Source organism: Sphingomonas crusticola (assembly GCF_003391115.1).
Classification (GTDB): domain Bacteria; phylum Pseudomonadota; class Alphaproteobacteria; order Sphingomonadales; family Sphingomonadaceae; genus Sphingomonas_I; species Sphingomonas_I crusticola.
The window spans coordinates 2,277,179-2,295,783 of the sequence record NZ_QTJP01000001.1 but is presented as its reverse complement, the minus strand read 5'-3'; the positions used below and the strand labels follow the sequence as shown (position 1 = coordinate 2,295,783).

Genomic DNA, 18,605 nt, shown 5'->3' with positions numbered 1-18,605 from the left:
CCTTATTTCTCGTTATCGTCGCTCATGCTCGAATAGGCGCGCCTGCCAAGGCCTGGGCGATGGCGCCGCGCATCGGATGCGGCTTGAAATCGGCGTCGTAGGGGCAACAGCGCAGCGGCAGCCGGTCCGCGCGCTTGGTCTTGTTGTGCTGCAGCCAGGAATAACGATCGGTCATGCCCCACACCATCACGGCGCTCACCTGCTTGTAGGACAAGGTGCAGTCGAGGAAGGCGCGCGTGATATCGGCAACGGCGGCATCGCGCGTCCCGAAATCGCCTGGGATCGCGGTGTCGTTGACATCGAGCTCGGTGATCTGGAGCTTGTAACCCAAGGCGGTGACCGCATCGAGGAAGCCGCGCCAGATGTTCTCTTGATCGAGCCCGAAGCCGCCGCGCGCTATGTCCGGCTTAGCGCTGAGATGCGCCTGCAGGCCAAGCGTGTCGACCGGCACGCCGCGCTCGCGGAAGCCCTTGAGCAGGCGGAGCACGCCGGCGCGATGCGCCTCGCTGCCCCAGTCCATATAATCGTTATAGACCAGCTCGCAGTTCGGCACCGTTGCGCGCGCGGTGCGGAAGGCGAGGTCAAGCACCGCCTCCGGGCTTCCCATCGCCCTGGAAAAGGCGGTCTCGCGCATCAGCCCGGTCTTGTTGTCGACCGCCTCGTTAACGACGTCCCACGTATAGATGCGCGAGGCGTAGCGGCGGCACACCGTCTCGACATGCCGTGTAAGGATCTGAGCGACGCGCTCGGCCGGCCTTGGCCCGTAATCGAACGTCTCGCTCCACTTCGGCATCCATTCGGGATGGTGCCAGATCAGATTGTGGCCGCGGATTTTCAGGCCGTTCCGCGTCGCATAATCGACCAGCGTGTCGGCGTTTCTGAAATCGAAATCATCCGGCCCATGCGGGTGGATGGCGTGCATCTTGAGCTCATTCTCCGGCACGATCACGCCGCATTCGCTCTCGATCAGCCCGCGATAGCGGGCGTCGAGGAATTGCCCCATGCCGACGGCCGTACCGAAACGGATACCATGCGCCGCGCCGATCGCATCGAGCGACGCGGACGGTGCCGCCATAAGGCGCGGTGCAATCCCGAGCGCGGCCGCGCCGGCCAAAGTCTGACGCCGCGTAATCTTCATGCGAAGCGCTCCTCAAGTGTCCCGCGAGCGCCCTTGGCACGCAGCGCGCCGAGCGCGCTGGTGAGCGCGGTGCGGAAGCCCGGATGCTCGGCAAGCGCCGGCGGAAAGATGGCGTCAATCGCGAGCAGTCCGGCGACCGCATCGCTTGCCGACAGGTTGGCCGAGCCGGCGGTGCGTGCCGCCAGCGGATCGTCGACGACGTAGGTATCGCCCGCATCGTCGCGCGCTTCCTGCCAGCGCATCCAGGCGGCAACGGCGAGCGCCAGCGTGTCCACCGGCTGCCCCCGTTCGAGCCTCACCAGGATCGGTGCGAGCAGCCGCTGCGGCAGCTTCTGCGATCCGTCCATCGCGATCTGGCGGGTGCGATGGTTGAGCGCCGAATTGGCGAAACGCCCCATCAAAGCGGTGCGATAAGCGGGCAAATCCAGGCCGGGCGGTGGCGACAAGGTCTCGGCCGACTCGTTCCACAAGGCCTCGACGAAGGCGCGGCCGGCCGGGATCGCGACGAACTCGTGGACGAACTCGATTCCGGCCAGGCCGCCGAGATAGGCGATGCCCGAATGCGCGCCGTTAAGCATGCGCAGCTTGGCATCCTCCCACGGTGCGACCGAATCGGTGATCTGGACACCGAGCGCGGCGAAATCCGGGCGCTCGCCGACGAAGCGATCCTGGATCACCCACTGACTGAACGGTTCGGTCTTGACCATCGCCCGGTCGGCGACGCCGATACGTCCGTCGAGGGCGTCGATGTCGGCTTCCTCGGTCGCCGGAACGATGCGGTCGACCATCGTTTCGGGAAAGGCGCCATGCGTCTCGATCCAGTCGCGCAGCGCCCGGTCATGATGGGCCGCCAGGGCGAAGACGGCATCGCGCAGCCGCTTCCCATTGTGCGGCAAATTGTCGCACGAGACGGTCGTGAACGGCTTGAGGCGGGCCGCGCGACGTTGCGCCAGCGCCGCGACGATCAGGCCCGGTGCCGTCCTGGGAGCAGCGAGCGAGGCGAGGTCCGCCGCGAGATCGGGATCGTCGCGGATCAGGGCACCGGTGGCCGGATCGAGCTTATAGCCTTTCTCGGTCACGGTCAGGGTCACGAGATGGGTATCCGCCGCCGCCATCGCGCTGACGAGCGCTGTCGGATCTTCCGGCGCCACCAATACGCCGCGCAATGCGCCGATCAGCTGGGTGCGCGCGTCCGCCCCCTCGCGCGCGGTCACCGTATAGAGATTGCCCTGCGGCGCGAGCTGATCGCGCACTGCGCGCGAGCGCAGCGACGCTCCGAGCACGCCCCAGCGCAGGTCGCCGCTGTTGAGCGCCGCCTCGTAATAAACCGCCTGATGCGCCTTGTGGAACGCGCCCAGGCCGAGATGGACGATACCGGTCCTGACGGCGCGCCGATCATAGAGCGGCCGTGCGACCGACGCCGGCAGGGAGGATAAGGCAGCCTCGTCGAGCCGCCTCACAATTTGTACGCCGCCTTGACGAGGTCGTAAGCGAGCGCGTGCGCGACCTGGTGCGCCTCATCTTCCTCCAGCCGATGTTCGGCGACGAGGCGCGCGAGGAACGCGCAATCCATCCGCCGCGCGACATCGTGCCGCGCGGGGATCGACAGGAAAGCGCGCGTGTCGTCGTTGAAGCCGACCGTATTGTAGAAGCCGCCCGTCTCGGTCGCCCGCTCGCGGAAACGGCGCATGCCCTCGGGCGAGTCATGGAACCACCAGGGCGGGCCGAGCCGCAGCACCGGATAATGGCCGGCGAGCGGCGCCAGTTCGCGGCTGTACGTATCCTCGTCGAGCGTGAACAGGATCAGCGTCAGTCGGGGATCGTTGCCGAAGCGGTCGAGCAACGGCTTCAGGTTGCGCACGAACTCGGTCTGGACCGGAATGTCGGCGCCCTTGTCGCGGCCGAAGCGCGCGGCGACCCTCGGATTATGGCTGCGATAGGCTCCGGGATGCAGCTGCATCACCATCCCGTCCTCGGTCGACATGCGCGCCATTTCGGTGAGCATCTGGCCGCGGAACAGCTCGGCATCGGCGAGGCTGGCATTGCCGGCATGGACGCGCGCATAGAGCGCCTCGCACTCGGCCGGCGAAAGATCGGCGGTGAAGGCGGTCGGGTGGCCGTGATCGGTCGAGGTGGCACCGGCCTCGCGAAAGAAGGCGCGGCGATTTTCGTGCGCGCGCAAATAGCCCGCCCAGGTCGAGACGTCCTCGCCCGCCAGCGCGGCGAAGCGGGCGAGATTGTCGGCGAACCCGATCGTCTCGGGATCGATCACCGGATCGGGCCGATAGGCGGTGACCACCCTGCCCTTCCAGCCGCTGTCGCGGATGGCCTTGTGATGCTCGAGCCGGTCGAGCGGGCTTTCGGTGGTGGCGATGATCTCGATATTGAACCGCTCGTACAACGCGCGCGGGCGGAAGGCGGGTGTCTTCAGCGCCGCATCGATCGTGTCGTAATAAAGATCGGCGGTGGCGGGCTCGAGCCGCACGTCGAGGCCGAACACCTCCACGAACACCCAATCGAGCCAGGCGCGCGAGGGCGTGCCGCGGAACAGGTAATAATGGTCCGCGAACAATTTCCAGATGGCACGCGGATCGCTGGCAGTCGGACTGCCGTCGATCGTCGGCACGCCCAATTGCTCCAGCGGCACGCCCTGCGAATAGAGCATGCGGAAGACATAATGGTCGGGCACGATCAGCAATTCGGCCGGATTGGCGAAGGGCAGATCAGTGGCGAACCAGGACGGATCGGTGTGGCCGTGCGGGCTGACGATCGGCAGGTCCTTGATCGGCGCATAAAGCGCGCGCGCGATCGCGCGGGTGCGCTCGTCGGCCGGGAATAAGCGGTCCGGGTGAAGCGCGAGCTTCGCCATTATCAAGTCTCCGTAATGGGGGCGGCCCGGTGAATCGGGCCGCCCATTCAGTCGCCTACCAGTTGAACAATGTCCCGTCCTCAAGCCGGTTAACCGGCAGGAAGGCGCGCTTATAGGGATATTTGGCGGCCAGCACCTCGTCGAGATCGACGCCGAGTCCGGGCTTGTCGCCGGGATGCATCAGGCCATCGCTGAAGCTGTAGGCGTGTGGGAAGACTTCGTCGGTCTCGGCCGTGTGGCGCATATATTCCTGCACGCCGAAATTCGGCACCGAAATGTCGAAATGCAGCGCCGCCGCCATGCACACCGGGGACAAATCGGTGGCGCCATGGCAACCGGTGCGGACCTGGTAGAGATCGGCCAAGGCGGCAATCCGGCGCAGGTGCGTCAGCCCGCCGGCATGGACCACGGTGGCGCGGATATAATCGATCAGCTGATTCTCGATCAGGCCCTTACAGTCCCAGATCGAGTTGAAAATCTCGCCGACTGCGAGCGGGGTGGTGGTGTGCTGGCGGATCAGGCGGAAGGCGTCCTGATTCTCGGCCGGCGTGGCATCCTCCAGCCAGAAGGGACGGTAAGGCTCGAGGTCCTTGCCCAAGCGCCCCGCCTCGATCGGCGTCAGGCGATGGTGGATGTCGTGCAATAGGTGGACGTCCCAGCCCAATGCCTCGCGCGCCGCCTCGAACAAAGGCACGACCGAGCGCATATATTTCTCGCTCGACCAGACATTCTCGGTCGGCAGATCGGCATCCGCCGGCTCGTAGAAATAGCGATCCTTGGACACGCCGTAGGTCGAGGCCAGACCGGGTACACCCGATTGGATGCGGATCGCCTTATAGCCCTGCTCCTTGTACAGCAGCGCATTCTCGATCGTCTCCTCGATCGACGCGCCATTGGCATGACCGTAGACCATCGCGCCTTCGCGACTGGCGCCGCCGAGCAACTGATAGACCGGCAGGTTAGCGATCTTACCCTTGATGTCCCACAAGGCCATGTCGACCGCAGCGATCGCGGTCATCGTGACCGGCCCGCGCCGCCAGTAAGCGCCCTTGTAGAGATATTGCCAGATGTCTTCGATCCGGTGCGCGTCGCGCCCGATCAGGCACGGCACGACATGATCCTCGAGGTAGGAACGCACGGCCAGCTCGCGGCCGTTGAGGGTCGCGTCGCCGAGGCCGTAGACGCCCGCGTCGGTCTCGATCTTGAGCGTCACGAAATTGCGCCCCGGGCACGTTACGACGACGCGGGCAGATGTGATCTTGGGCAACAGCCTCTCCCAAAAAGACACGGTCGCCGAACGCGACCGCCTGCTTTATTTCCTCTCGCGCGGTTGCGTCGCACGCGCAACGCCTTGACTGCACGTCTTTATTGTTAGCGCTCCCATGATATAGCGGAGCCTACCGAGTCAATCGGGCAGGCACTGGCATGACAAAAGCCGGCCCGAAAAGGAAGAGGATCCCGCCGATGCGGCTGCCGCGGCTATTGCTCATCATCTGCGCCGCGATTGGCCTGACCTCTCCGGCCTGGGCCGACGACGGCTACGATCTGTGGCTGCGTTATCGCCCCTTGCCGACCGCGGTTCGCGCCCAGCTCGACAGCCGCGCGACGGCGATCGTCGCCGGCGACCGGCCTTCGCCGATGCTGGCGGCGGCGTTGGGCGAATTGCATCGCGGTCTGGAGGGCCTGCTCGGCCACCCGATCGGCAGCGGCGAGGGCAGCGGCGCGATCCTGATCGGCACGCCGCGCAGCCTGCCGGTGCTGGCCACGCTCAATCTGCCGCTCGGCAAGCTCGGCGGCGAAGGTTATGTCATCCGCAGTCTCGCGCTGGGCGGCAAGCCTATCACGGTGATCGCCGCCAATGACGATCGCGGGCTGCTTTATGGCAGCTTCGCGCTGCTGCGGCTGGTCCAGACGGGCACGCCGCTCGATCAGGTCGATATCGTCTCGGCGCCCAAGCTGACGCTGCGCGTGCTCAATCATTGGGACAACCTCAACGGCCATATCGAGCGCGGCTATGCCGGCGATTCGCTGTGGGATTGGTGGAAGCTCCCCGATTACGAGGATCCGCGCTACACCGATTATGCGCGCGCCAATGCCTCGATCGGCATCAACGGCACCGTGCTCAACAACGTCAATGCCGTCGCCGCCAGCCTGACGCCGGACTATATCGCGAAGGCCAAGGCGCTGGCGGACGTCTTCCGGCCATGGGGTATCAAGGTCTATCTGTCGGCGCGCTTCACCGCGCCGATCGAGATTGGCGGCCTCACGACCGCCGACCCGCTCGATCCTGCGGTCGCCGCCTGGTGGAAGGCCAAGGCGGATGAAATCTACCGCTCGATCCCGGACTTTGGCGGCTTCCTGGTCAAGGCCAATTCCGAAGGCCAGCCCGGCCCGCAGGATTATAACCGCACCCATGCCGACGGCGCGAACGTGCTGGCCGATGCGGTGCGCCCGCATGGCGGCATCGTGATGTACCGCGCCTTTGTCTATGCCGCGCAGGACAGCCACCAGGTCGACCGCACCAAGCAGGCTTATGACAATTTCAAGCCGCTCGACGGCAAGTTTGCGGACAATGTGCTTGTCCAGGTCAAGAACGGCCCGCTCGATTTCCAGCCGCGCGAGCCGGTCTCCGCGCTGATCGGGGCGATGCCCAAGACGCCGCTGATGCTCGAGGTGCAGATCACCAAGGAATATCTCGGCCAGGCGACGCACGCCGTCTATATGGGCGCCTTGTTCGAGGAAGTGTTGAAGTGGGACACCTTCACCAAAGGTCGCGGCACGACCGTCGCCAAGGTGCTGGAGAGCCAGAAGATTTCCGGCATCGCCGGCGTCGCCAATAGCGGCAATGACCGCGACTGGAGCGGATCGACCTTCAACCAGGCCGACTGGTACGCCTTTGGCCGCCTCGCCTGGGATCCACAGGCTTCATCGGAACGGATCGCGGCGGAGTGGGCGGCGATGACCTTCACCCCCGATCCGGCCTTCGTGAGGGCGGTCGTCGCCATGATGATGACCTCACGTGAGGCGGTGGTGAATTACATGACGCCGCTCGGCCTGGCCCACATCATGGGCACCGGCCATCATCACGGCCCCGCGCCCTGGGTGCACGAGCTGGCGCGTGCCGAGTGGAACCCGGTTTATTATCACCAAGCGGACGCGATCGGGATCGGCGTCGATCGCACCGCCAGCGGCACCAATGCCATCAGCCAATATGCGCCGCCGATCGCCAAACTGCTGGCGAACCCTAAAACCACCCCGGAGAACCTGTTGCTGTGGTTCCACCACGTGCCGTGGGATTACCGGATGAAATCGGGCCGGATCCTGTGGGATGAGCTCGCGCTTCATTATCAGACGGGCGTCGATCAGGTGGTGGCGATGCAGCGCCAGTGGCAGGCGCTGAAGCCCTATGTGGATGAGGAACGGTTCGCGAAAACCGAAGCCTTTTTGACGATCCAGCTGCACGAGGCGGAATGGTGGCGCGACGCCTGCCTGGCTTATTTCCAGACCTTTTCTAAGCGCCCCTTGCCAGCGGGTGTCCCCGCGCCGGCGCATCCGTTGAGCTATTATCAGGCACTCGATTTCCCGTTCGCACCGGGACACTAGCGCCCCGGGTCCGACGAACCATCGCGTTATGAATTCGCAGCGTCTTCACGCGGCACCATCACCCGCAAAGCCCCAGGCTTGCTTTCGAAGCGGAGCGGGGTTCGCAATTGGTGGAGCTCACCGTCGAGCGCGACGTGGATGTCGGCGGCGTGCGCATTGACGGTGAAATCGCGGCAGGTCTGCAGCGCGGCGAAATCCTTTTCAGCGTCGGTGCGGCCCACCAAGGCGCGCAGGGCGAACCAGATGACGGACAGCCGCGTGTTGGTGGCCACCGCAAAAACGGAGAGCTTGCCCTCGTCGAGCGCCGCGCGCTGGCCGATCTGTCCGCGTTCGAGCGAATAGACGTTATTGCCGACGAACAGCAGAGGCGTGCGGATCGTTTCCGCCGAGCCGGCAATTTCGACGCGCAGGCGGTGGTGTCTCAGCCGGCGCATCACGGCGGCCCCGGCAAACAGGTTGGCCAGCCATTTGGGCATGCCGTGCCGCCGCCGCCCTGCCTCGCGCGACCGGACCAGCAACGGATAAAGGCCGATCGAGGCATTGTTCAGGAAGACGAGATCGTTGACCGTGCCGACATCGATCCGCCGCTCCTCGCCCTCGGCCAGCGTTCGGATCGCGCCGGCTATGTCTTTGGGAATGCCGAGCTGCAGGGCCAGGTGGTTGTGCGTGCCGAGCGGCAATATGCCGAGCACCGCCGACGAGCCCGCGGCGATCAGGGCGCCGGCAGCCTGACCGAGCGTGCCATCGCCGCCGCCGACAACGATCAGCGGATGATGCTTACGCGCTTCGACCGCCGCCGTCATCTCGGCCCCATCGAGCAGCTGGACCTCCGCAGTAATGCCCACCTCGGTGCAGGCTTGGCGGATCGTATCTTCGAGATCAGGCCCGGCGCTCGCCGCCGTTCCGCCCTCGCGATTCACCAGGATCGGGATCGGCTGTGTGGGGCGGTGAGGAGCCATATCCTGCCTGTAGGCTCTGCCCGCTGCGTCGATCCACCCTTATTAAATGGGTGCGGCGATCGCCACGGAGTGCACCGTCATCGCGAGGCGCGGCACGCGCCGCGGCGATCCAGGCCCGAACGAGAGCTGGATTGCTTCGCTCCGCTCGCGATGACGATTCCCGGTATCATCACTCTGTTCAGGGGCAACGGCGGAACAAGCCTCAAACCTTGACCCCGGCGCGTCGCGCGAAATCGAAGCGCCGTTCCTCCACACGCAGCCGGGCGCGATCGAGCACGTCGGCTTCGGTCGCGATCAGCAAATTCTCAGTCACGCGGGCAAGATGGTCGCGCATCGCCTGGCGCGCCGCATCCGCATCGCGCGCTTTGAGCGCGTCGAGGACGAGGCGATGTTCGTCGACCGGCGGCTGGATTCCCGCCTCGCGTGCCCGGCTGAAGAAATAGACGCACAAGGGCGACTGGTAACGCTTGTCCCACAGGCTTTCGACCAGTCCCACCAGCACATCATTGTTGGTCGCCCGTGCCAGCGCGACATGGAAAGCACGGTCGGCCTGCTCGCGCGTCGCCTGATCGGTGCGCATGTCGCCGATGCGCGCGATGATCGCCTCCATCTCGGCAATCTGCTGATCGCTGGCCGCACCCGCCGCGAGCGCGGCAATTTCGCCCTCCAGCAGGCGGCGCGCCTCCGTCACCTCGAACGGGCCGTCCGCTTCGTCGCCCTCCAGCGCCTTGAGCGGCGTCTTCGCGGCAACGTAAACACCCGCGCCATGCCGGCGCCGCACCAGGCCGCGCAATTCCAGGACGATGATCGCCTCGCGGACCACCGGACGGCTGACACCGAATTGATCGGAAAGCTCGCGCTCGGACGGAAGCCGCCCGCCGGCCTTATAACGCCCCATCTCGATCGCCTGCTCGAGCGTGCGCGCAATGCTCTCGTAAAGGCGCGCGCTGGCCGGTTCTCCACTCTTCATGACGCGTCGTCCTCCCTCTCGCGAGCTTAGCGCCACATCGATTTCCACACAACTGGATATACCAAAGTCGATAATGGTAATACCATCCTGTAAGGGCGGTATTGACAGAAAAAGCGGAGCGCGGGATACGTCGCGATGTGATCGCTAACATGGCGACATGTCCGGATCGGCGAAGCCGACCGGTGAGGGAGAGGGGAAATGAAGATGCGAGTCTTATCGCCTGCCACGCGTGCCCGTCGCGCGGCGCTGCTCTGCGCAACGATCCTTGCCACCTACGCCGCACCTGCGATGGCCCAGGCCGCGCAGGCACCGTCCGACGCGCCAGCACCCGCCGCCTCCACCCCGACAGCCCCGCCGGCCAGCGCCGCTCTGCCCGCGGCCGGCTCGCCGGAATCGCGCGCATCGGCGACCAATCCTTCCGGCAACAATGCCGACGCGCAGGAGATCGTCGTAACCGGCTATCGTCAGAGTCTGGCGCAGTCGACCGCTGCCAAGCGGGAATCGACCTCTTTCACCGACTCCATCTTCGCCGAGGACATCGGCAAGTTTCCCGACACCAACATCGCGGAATCGGTCAACCGCATTCCCGGCATCACCATTAGCCGCGAGATCACCGGCGAAGGTCTCAACATCGCTATCCGCGGCCTCGGCACCAACTTCACGCGCGTGCTGCTCAACGATGCGCCGGTGGCGGTCGCGTCGACCGGCGGCACCGATGCCCAGAGCACCAACCGCGAGGTCGATCTCGATCTTTTCCCGACCGAATTGTTCACCCGGTTGACCGTCAACAAGACGTCGACCGCCGACACGGTCGAGGGCGGTGCCGCCGGCACCGTCAACCTGCGCAGCGCGCGCCCGTTCGATCGCCCCGGCACCCACGTCACATATTCGCTTCAGGGGACGCATAGCGATCATGCCGGCGGCTGGGGCGGCCGCGGCGCGCTGATCGCCAGCGCCACCTTCGGCAATTTCGGCATCCTGGCCGGCGGCACCGCGGTGCGCAACAAATTCCGCGTGCTCGGTTTCGAGACGATCGGCTGGACCAACCCCAATTTGAGCGTGCCGCCGGCCAATGCCACGGCCGCGCAGATTGCTGCGTCCCAATGCCGTGCCGGTACGAGCGGCTGCAACGTGACAGGCGGCGGTAATTGGACGATCCCAGGCACTGTTCCTGCCAATGCCGGCAACGGACTGACCACGGGCGCGACGATCAACCAGGACCTGCTGCTCGCGCTCAATCCGGGCGCGACCCTCCAGCAGATCGACAATGGCCTGATCCCGCGCCTCGGCCGCGATGCCGACGAGTTTGGCCGTCGTGATCGCTATAACGGCATCGTCGCGCTCGAGTGGCGTCCGAGCGAAGATCTGCATTTCTACGTCGACAGCATGTACGGCCGGAAGCGCAACCGCTTCGAGCGGATCGACATGAACTGGGTCGGCCGCAACGGCGCCGCCATCCCGATCAACACCAAATATGACCGCACCGATTGCTCGGGCGGCTGCGTCGTGACCGAAGGCACCTACGCCAATTCGCAATTCTTCCTGGAATATCGCCCGTACAAGGAAGACGTGAAATTCTACGGCATCAACCCCGGCGCCGAATGGAATATTACGAGCAATCTCAAGCTCGACGTTCAGGGCAATTATACCCACAGCAACTTCCATCGCGAGTCGCCGACGGTGCTGGTGATCACGCCCGCCAGTTCGGGTCTCACCGTAACCTACAAGAATGACGGCGGCGTCCCCACCATCGAATCCAGTAAAAATCTCAACGATCCCAACAACTTCGGCTGGCCCGGCGGCCGCGTGAACATCCAGGACGAAAAGCGCCGCACGATCACTAAGGGGGCTCGCGCTAATCTGACATGGGGTGGCGAAGCGTTCAGCCTCAAGGCCGGCGGCGCCTATGACGAAACCTCACGCCTCATCCGCGCTTTCGACAACACACAGGCGTGGCAGAATGCGGTGTGCGGCGACAATCCCAACGTATTCCTGCCCGGACCGAACAGGCAGCCGTCCTGCCAGGGCCTCAACATCACCGGAACAGGCGCGCAGGTCTCCGCAAACCCGGCGGCTGCCGGAGGGACCTATCCCTCTTATCCCGCTTATGGGACGGGTTTCTCCGGAGGCAAGACCGGCCCGGTCACGTACGGCGGCTCGCTCATTCCCAATTCGGCACTGCCGGGATATTTGAAGCCCGGGCCGAGCGGGTTCATCACGATCGACTGGCCGAAATTCGCCCAGGCATCGCAATACCAGGCATTCCACGATGCCGCGCCAGTCGCCACCGGCGCGAATACTGGCGCCAATGCCGGTTCGATCCGCGAGCGCGTAGGGGGCGCCTATATCGAGGCCAATGGCCGGCTCGAATTAGGCGACAATGCGCTGCGCTATAATGTTGGCATGCGTTACGTCAGCACGGATCAGCAGATCGGCGGGTTCAGGTCCCTGGCCGATGCGCGCAACCAGCCTCCCGGCGTTGCGAACGCCTGCCCCGGCGCAAGCACTGCCGGATTCCCGACGGATGGCTCCTGCTATCCCTCAATCAACACCTTTGTGTACACCAAGAGCAAATATCATAACTGGCTGCCGGCCGGAAACCTCGCCTTCAATATCGGCGAGAGTGCGGTGGTGCGCGGATCGCTGTCGCGTACGATGACGCGGCCAGATCCGAATGCCCAGTTGCCCGGAGTGAGCTTCGGCTCGCCGTCGGCCGACAACGTAACGGTCGGCAACCCGTCGCTGAAGCCTTTCATCTCCAACAATATCGACGTTGGCTTTGAATATTATACCGGCCGTGAGGGCTATTTCGGTATTGCCGCCTTCCGCAAGACGGTCACCGGCTTCACCAGCAATTTCCTGGTCACCGTGCCCTTCTCGTCGCTAGCCGCTTATGGCATCACATTCGACACGATCACGGCAACGCAGCAGGCGGCGATCACTTCGCGCGGTGGTCCGGCAGCAGCCACCGTCGTTCAGCAGCAGCAGGTCAATGCCACCGGAAACCTGCGGGTCAACGGACTCGAGTTCAACTGGGTGCAGCCGCTCGACTTCATCCTCGACCGCTACCTCGGCATCAAGGGCTTCGGCTTCAACGCCAACCTCACTTATGTCGATCAGAAGGGATCGGGAGCGGCACCGGCTGTGGCGATCGGCGTGCCCGCCAAATCCTATAACATTACCGTCTATTATCAGAATAACGGTATCGAGCTGCGGCTGGCGCAGGTCTATAACGGCGGTTCGCAAGCCTCGACTGCCAATCAGAACAGCATCCCGAACGCAGCCTTGTTCAACGATCCGCTGCGGCGGTTCGATTTCTCGTCGATCTTCGATCTGGAGAAGTTGACCGGGATCAACAACGCGCCGCAGTTCGTGTTCGACGTCACGAACATCTTCAAGGCCAAGCAACGGCAATATTTCCAGTTCGATAATGCGACCTTCACCGAATATCGCCCGGGCCGCAGCTATATGATCGGACTGCGCGGGACCTTCTAAGGCCTGTCAACTCTCCCCTGGGTGGCCGGCTCGTTACGCCGGCCACCATTGTTTTGCCTCCGCGTCCAAGTAGCGATAAGCACGATCCGGGGGGCGCTATGCCCGCATCGTCGGAGCACAGGTTGAGCCAGAAGATTTCACGCCGGCAGCGGAGCGCACCGACCATCAGCGACGTGGCGGCGAGTGCAGGCGTGTCCCCGATGACGGTCAGCCGGGTGATCAACGGCGAAGCCAATGTCCGCGCAGCCACCCGCGACCTGGTCAATGCCGCCATCACCCAATTGGGTTATGCGCCCAATCGCGCCGCGCGCAGCCTCGCGGGTGCCGAGGAATTGCGCATCGGCTTGCTCTACAGCAATCCCAGCGCGGCCTATCTCAGCGAATTCCTGGTCGGCGGGCTCGATCAGGCGAGCCGCGGCAATGTCCAGCTGATGGTCGAGCAATGCGAGATCGGCGCACGCGAAGTGCAGGCAGCCGAGCATCTTATCCGCATCGGCATCGACGGCGTGATCCTGCCCCCGCCGTTGTGCGATTCCATCGCCGTGATCGAGGTGCTGCAGAAAGCGGGCGTGCCGATGGTGGTCGTCGCCAGCGGTCGTCCGCCGGCCGATATTTCGGCGGTCAGCATCGATGACGAACGTGCCGCCTTCGATATGACCTGCCACCTCGCCAAGCTTGGCCACCGGCATATCGGCTTCATCTCCGGCAATCCCAACCAGACTGCCAGCGGCCGCCGCCTCGAAGGCTATCGGCGTGGGCTGGAGACGATGGGCATGACGGTCGATCCAGCGCTGATCGTCGAGGGTCTGTTCACCTATCGCTCGGGTCTCGACGCAGCGGAACGACTGCTGGAGTTGAAAGAGCCGCCGTCAGCGATCTTTGCCGCCAATGACGATATGGCCGCCGCCGCGGTCGCGGTCGCGCATCGTCACGGGCTCGACGTGCCGGGCGACATCACCGTGTGCGGCTTCGACGACACCCCGCTCGCGACGACGATCTGGCCGGAGCTTACCACCATTCACCAGCCGATCCGCGACATGTCCCAGGCGGCGATGGAATTGCTGGCGGCCGAGATCCGGGCACAGCGCGGACCGATGCGGCCCGCCCCCAAGCATGTGCTGCTCGACTATACGTTCGTGCGTCGGCAGTCGGATGCTGCCCCGCGCCGGAGGCCAAGCGCGCGAAGCTAAGAAGTCACTGGCCGCTTCTGGGCCTGGACTGCTTCGGCGCGGCCGGCCTCACAATGACGGACTTAGCGACTATCGTCATTGCGGGCGGAGCGAAGCAATCCACGCCCACCCGCCAATGGCCCCGACGGTCGCTTGACAGGGTGGCGGCGAGGCTTTGTAGCTTTTCCAGACATTCCGGAGAGCACCCCGTGAGCCGAATTCCCGTCCGCCCCTTCCGCTCGCGCGATTGGTTTGCCGATCCGGCGCGCAGCGACATGGTCGCGCTCTATCTCGAGCGCTTCATGAATTACGGCGTGACACCGGATGAGCTGCGCTCAGGCAAGCCGGTCATCGGCATCGCCCAATCCGGCAGCGACCTCTCGCCCTGCAACCGCATCCACCTGGAGCTCGCCAAGCGCACCGCCGCCGGCATTCGCGACGCGGGCGGCATCCCGATGGAGTTTCCGGTCCATCCAATCTTCGAGAATTGCCGCCGCCCAACCGCCGCGCTCGATCGGAACCTGCTCTATCTTGGTCTGGTCGAGATCCTCTACGGCTATCCGATCGACGCGGTCGTGCTCACCACCGGGTGCGACAAGACCACGCCCTCGCAGATCATGGCGGCGTCGACCGTCGACATTCCGGCAATCGTCCTGTCGGGCGGGCCAATGCTCGACGGCTGGCATGAAGGCGAGCTGGTCGGTTCGGGTACGGTGATCTGGCGCTCGCGCCGCAAGCTCGCGGCGGGCGAGATCGACGAGGAGGAATTCTTCCGCCGCGCGACCGAAAGCGCCCCCTCGCCCGGCCACTGCAACACGATGGGCACCGCCTCGACCATGAACGGCGTGGCCGAAGCGCTCGGCCTGTCGCTGCCCGGTTGCGCCGCAATTCCCGCCCCCTATCGCGAGCGCGGACAGATGGCCTATCTCACCGGCAAGCGCATCGTCGAGATGGCCTATGAGGATCTCCGCCCGTCAAAAATCCTGACGCGCGAGAGCTTCCTCAATGCGATCGCGTTCGTCACAGCGGCCGGCGGATCGAGCAACGCCGAGCCGCACATCATGGCGATGGCGCGCCACGCCGGGGTGGAATTGTCGCCCGACGACTGGACCACCCACGGCTATGACCTGCCCTTGCTGCTCAACATGCAGCCCGCCGGCAAATATCTGGGTGAACGGTTCCATCGCGCCGGCGGCGTACCTGCCTTGCTGTGGGAGCTGCTGGAGGCGGGGAAGCTTCATGAGGGCTGCGCGACCATCACCGGCCGCACCATCGGCGAGAATCTCACCGGCCGCGAAACGCACGACCGCGAAGTTATCAAGCCGTTCGCCGAACCGTTGAAGGACAAGGCCGGCTTCCTCGTCCTGTCGGGCAATTTGTTCGACCATGCGATCATGAAGACAAGCGTGATCTCCGACGAGTTCCGGCAGCGTTATCTCAGCCATCCGGGAGCGGAAGGCGCATTCGAAGCGCGCGCGATCGTGTTCGACGGCGCCGACGATTATCACCACCGCATCAACGATCCGGTGCTCGCCATCGATGAGAATTGCATCCTGGTGATGCGCGGCGCCGGCCCGATCGGCTGGCCGGGCTCGGCCGAAGTGGTCAACATGCAGCCGCCCGATGCGCTGATCCAGCGCGGCGTGATGTGGCTGCCGACCTTGGGCGACGGCCGCCAGTCGGGGACCTCGGACAGTCCCTCGATCCTCAACGCTTCACCCGAAAGCGCGGCCGGCGGCGGCCTGTCCTGGCTGCGCACCGGCGACACGATCCGCATCGATCTCAACGCCGGTAGCTGCAACGCGTTGGTAGCGGAGGAGGAGATCGCCCGCCGCAAGACCGAGCCCGCCCCGCCCATCCCGCCCAGCCACACGCCGTGGGAAGAACTGTTCCGCGAGAAGACCGGTCAGATGCACGAAGGCGCGGTGCTGGAATTCGCGCTCAAATATCGCGGCATCTCTGCCGTCACGCCGCGGCATAATCACTGACGACGGGCGCTAAAGATTCCCTGTCAGACATAAAAAAGGGCCCGCCGCTCGATTGAGCGACGGGCCCTTCTTTTGGCCGGAAGGCGGAGTGCTCAGCCCTCCATTGCCTCCAGTTCCTTGCCCTTGGTTTCCTTGATAAAGCTCCTCACCAGGAAGAAGCTGATCGTCGCCGAAACCGCGTAGAAGCTGTAGGTCACGGCGAGGCCCAGGCTCGACGCCATCACCGGGAAGCTTTGCGCGATAATGTAATTCGCGAACCACTGGGCGAAGCCGCAAACAGCCAGCGCCGAACCGCGCAACTGGTTGGGGAACATCTCGCCCAGCATGACCCACATGATCGGGCCCCAGCTGACGTTGAAGAAGATCACGTAGAGGTTGGCGGCGACCAGCGCGATCTTGCCCAGATCGGGCGAGAGCTGAAGATGGCCGGCGGCGTCGAGCGTGCCGTTATGGAAGACGTAGACCAGCGTGAACAGGGTCACCGCCATACCGGCTGAACCGATCAGCAGCAGCGGCTTGCGGCCAATCTTATCGACCAGCCCGACCGTCACGAAGCAGGCCGCGATCGACACCAATCCCGAGACGATGTTGATCTTGAGCGAATCGTCTTCGGTAAAGCCCGCCAGCTGCCACAGGGTCGCGCCATAATAGAAGATGACGTTGATGCCGACGAGCTGCTGGAACACCGCGATCAGCAGGCCCGCCCACACGATCGGACGCACGCCGCCCTTCACCGGATCGAGCAGATCGCTGAGGCGGGGGCGGTGATCCGCGCTGAAACTGGCGCGGATCTCGGAGAGCTTCGCGCTCGCTTCGGTAGCCCCGAACAGACGCGTCAGCACATGGCTGGCTTCTTCGGTGCGGCCCTTCGAAACCAGGAAGCGCGGGCTTTCCGGGATGAAGAACAAAGCCACGAGGAACACCGCCGCCGGCAGCGCCTGCATCAGGTACATCCAGCGCCAGGCCTCAAGCCCGCCCCAGAAGACATTGGTCGAAGCGCCTGCGCTCGCCGCCAGATAATAATTGACCACGAACGCGGCGGTGAGGCCCGAGATGATCATGATCTGCTGGATCGTGGTCATACGGCCGCGAATGTTCGCGGGCGCGACTTCCGAAATATAGGCAGGCGAGAGTACGCTCGCGGCGCCGACGGCAATGCCGCCGAGCATGCGCGCGACCACGAACAAGGGCTGGACGTGCGCAAAGCCCTGCACCAGCGCGCCGATCAGGAACAAGGTGGCCGCGAGCATCATCACGTTGCGGCGGCCAAGCACGTCCGCCAGGCGGCCGGCAAGGAATGCGCCGATGACGCAGCCGATCAGCAGCGAGCCGACCGTGAAGCCGAGCCCGGCCTCGCTCAATGAAAAGGCGGCCTTGAGGCCGGGCTGGGTGCCGTTGACGGCACCGCTGTCATATCCGAACAATAAGCCGCCGATCGTCGCAACCGCGACGATGGCGACGATAAAGCCTAGATTTCTCTGGCTTGCCCCTCGCTCCATCATGCTTTCCCCTATCCTGCTTGAACCATTGTTATTGCCGGTCAGCCGAGGCTGGCCAGATTGCCGGGAGCGCCCGGCACGTCCACGTGAAACGCGAAGATATTTCCCGCCAGAGGTTGACCGGCCAAGGCGGCCGCGTCGAGCCCTTTTCGTGCGGTGGTAGCGTAAGCGGTGCACAAATCGGTCCCCCCGAACGCGATCTTGGTAACGTTGGCGGCGGGCAGCCGCACTTCGGCGGCAATCCGCCCATCCGGCGCATAGCGGCGCGCGCGCCAGCCCCCCCACAGCCCGATCCAGACGAAGCCCTCGGCATCGCAGGTCGATCCGTCGGGCCAGCCGTCGCTCTCGTCGATCGTCGCGAATATCGCAGGCGCGCCAAGCGTACCGTCGTCATTGACCGGCACCTGGTGGATCACCCGACCGAGCGTGTCTGTATGGTAAAGGATGCAGCCGTCCGGGCTGATCGCCGGGCCGTTGGTGATGCAAACCGGCGCGAGCCCGCTCTCGCGTACCTCACCCCGATCGAAGCAATAGAGGCGCCCGCTGACGGCCGCCTCGCTATCGTCCATCGAGCCGAACCAGATGCGGCCATGGGCATCGACGCTTGCGTCGTTGAGGCGATTGCCTGGAAGGGCGGCCTCGGGTGTAGCGATCACCTCGAATGCGCCCGTGGCCGGATCGAAGCGCGCCACGCCCTGCTGAAGCCCGGCGATGAACTTGCCGTCGTCCGAAGGCAGCACCCAACCGACCTGGCAAGGCGCGTCATAGCTGCGATGATTGCCCGTCGCCGGATCGAAGCGGTGAACCTTGTGACCCTTGATATCGACGAACCACAAAGCCTGCTCGCGAGCGACCCAGACCGGGCCCTCGCCGAGCGTCGCCCGGGCGTTAAGGACGCTGATGACGTCCGACATC

12 protein-coding genes are annotated in these 18,605 nt (G+C 64.7%); 4 read left to right on the top strand and 8 right to left on the bottom strand.

Translation table 11 applies throughout. From position 1 onward, the window contains the following. Positions 1–22: 22 nt before the first annotated feature. The 4 genes from DX905_RS10870 to manD are packed head-to-tail and all read right to left on the bottom strand — an operon-like array spanning position 23 to position 5,274. Positions 23–1,138, bottom strand: coding sequence for an endo-1,4-beta-xylanase (locus DX905_RS10870; RefSeq protein ID WP_116091357.1), 1,116 nt, complete (start codon positions 1,136–1,138; stop codon positions 23–25). Further along, the gene (locus DX905_RS10865) at positions 1,135–2,598 is read right to left on the bottom strand and encodes a mannitol dehydrogenase family protein (protein WP_116091356.1); all 1,464 of its coding nucleotides are present in this window, start codon (positions 2,596–2,598) and stop codon (positions 1,135–1,137) included. Before DX905_RS10865 ends, DX905_RS10870 begins: the two co-directional genes overlap by 4 nt. Then, positions 2,595–4,007 (bottom strand): glucuronate isomerase, encoded by a 1,413-nt coding sequence (gene uxaC, locus DX905_RS10860; RefSeq protein WP_116091355.1) that lies wholly within the window; start codon positions 4,005–4,007, stop codon positions 2,595–2,597. The genes DX905_RS10865 and uxaC overlap by 4 nt, the downstream gene beginning before the upstream one ends. 55 nt (positions 4,008–4,062) lie before the next feature. Next, complete coding sequence (gene manD, locus DX905_RS10855) at positions 4,063–5,274, bottom strand: D-mannonate dehydratase ManD (protein WP_116091354.1); 1,212 nt, start codon at positions 5,272–5,274, stop codon at positions 4,063–4,065. 197 nt (positions 5,275–5,471) lie between these two features. Between manD and DX905_RS10850 the strand changes: the two genes are divergently transcribed. Next, on the top strand, positions 5,472–7,610 hold the full coding sequence (locus tag DX905_RS10850) for an alpha-glucuronidase family glycosyl hydrolase (RefSeq protein ID WP_116091353.1): 2,139 nt from the start codon (positions 5,472–5,474) through the stop codon (positions 7,608–7,610). A gap of 26 nt (positions 7,611–7,636) precedes the next feature. On the opposite strand, the gene DX905_RS10845 is transcribed toward DX905_RS10850, so the two are convergent. Next, a complete protein-coding gene (locus DX905_RS10845) occupies positions 7,637–8,569 on the bottom strand; it encodes a diacylglycerol/lipid kinase family protein (RefSeq protein WP_116091352.1) in 933 nt (310 codons plus the stop codon). Between the two features lie 202 nt (positions 8,570–8,771). Then, the gene (locus DX905_RS10840; protein WP_116091351.1) at positions 8,772–9,539 is read right to left on the bottom strand and encodes a FadR/GntR family transcriptional regulator; all 768 of its coding nucleotides are present in this window, start codon (positions 9,537–9,539) and stop codon (positions 8,772–8,774) included. A gap of 198 nt (positions 9,540–9,737) precedes the next feature. On the opposite strand from DX905_RS10840, the gene DX905_RS10835 reads away from it, so the two are divergent. From DX905_RS10835 to DX905_RS10825, 3 genes are all read left to right on the top strand, one after another. Continuing rightward, the gene (locus DX905_RS10835; RefSeq protein ID WP_240320820.1) at positions 9,738–13,034 is read left to right on the top strand and encodes a TonB-dependent receptor; all 3,297 of its coding nucleotides are present in this window, start codon (positions 9,738–9,740) and stop codon (positions 13,032–13,034) included. 122 nt (positions 13,035–13,156) lie between these two features. Continuing rightward, positions 13,157–14,224: a LacI family DNA-binding transcriptional regulator gene (locus DX905_RS10830; RefSeq protein ID WP_205412243.1), complete on the top strand. Its 1,068-nt coding sequence runs from the start codon at positions 13,157–13,159 to the stop codon at positions 14,222–14,224. Positions 14,225–14,412: 188 nt separating this feature from the next. Continuing rightward, positions 14,413–16,191 (top strand): IlvD/Edd family dehydratase, encoded by a 1,779-nt coding sequence (locus tag DX905_RS10825; RefSeq protein ID WP_116091349.1) that lies wholly within the window; start codon positions 14,413–14,415, stop codon positions 16,189–16,191. A gap of 92 nt (positions 16,192–16,283) precedes the next feature. Here DX905_RS10825 and DX905_RS10820 read toward each other — a convergent pair whose 3' ends face one another. Continuing rightward, positions 16,284–17,693: a sugar porter family MFS transporter gene (locus DX905_RS10820; protein ID WP_420822143.1), complete on the bottom strand. Its 1,410-nt coding sequence runs from the start codon at positions 17,691–17,693 to the stop codon at positions 16,284–16,286. A gap of 38 nt (positions 17,694–17,731) precedes the next feature. Beyond that, positions 17,732–18,604 carry an SMP-30/gluconolactonase/LRE family protein gene (locus DX905_RS10815; RefSeq protein WP_116092493.1) on the bottom strand — a complete coding sequence of 291 codons (873 nt, stop codon included), beginning with the start codon at positions 18,602–18,604 and terminating at the stop codon, positions 17,732–17,734. Position 18,605: the final 1 nt, after the last annotated feature.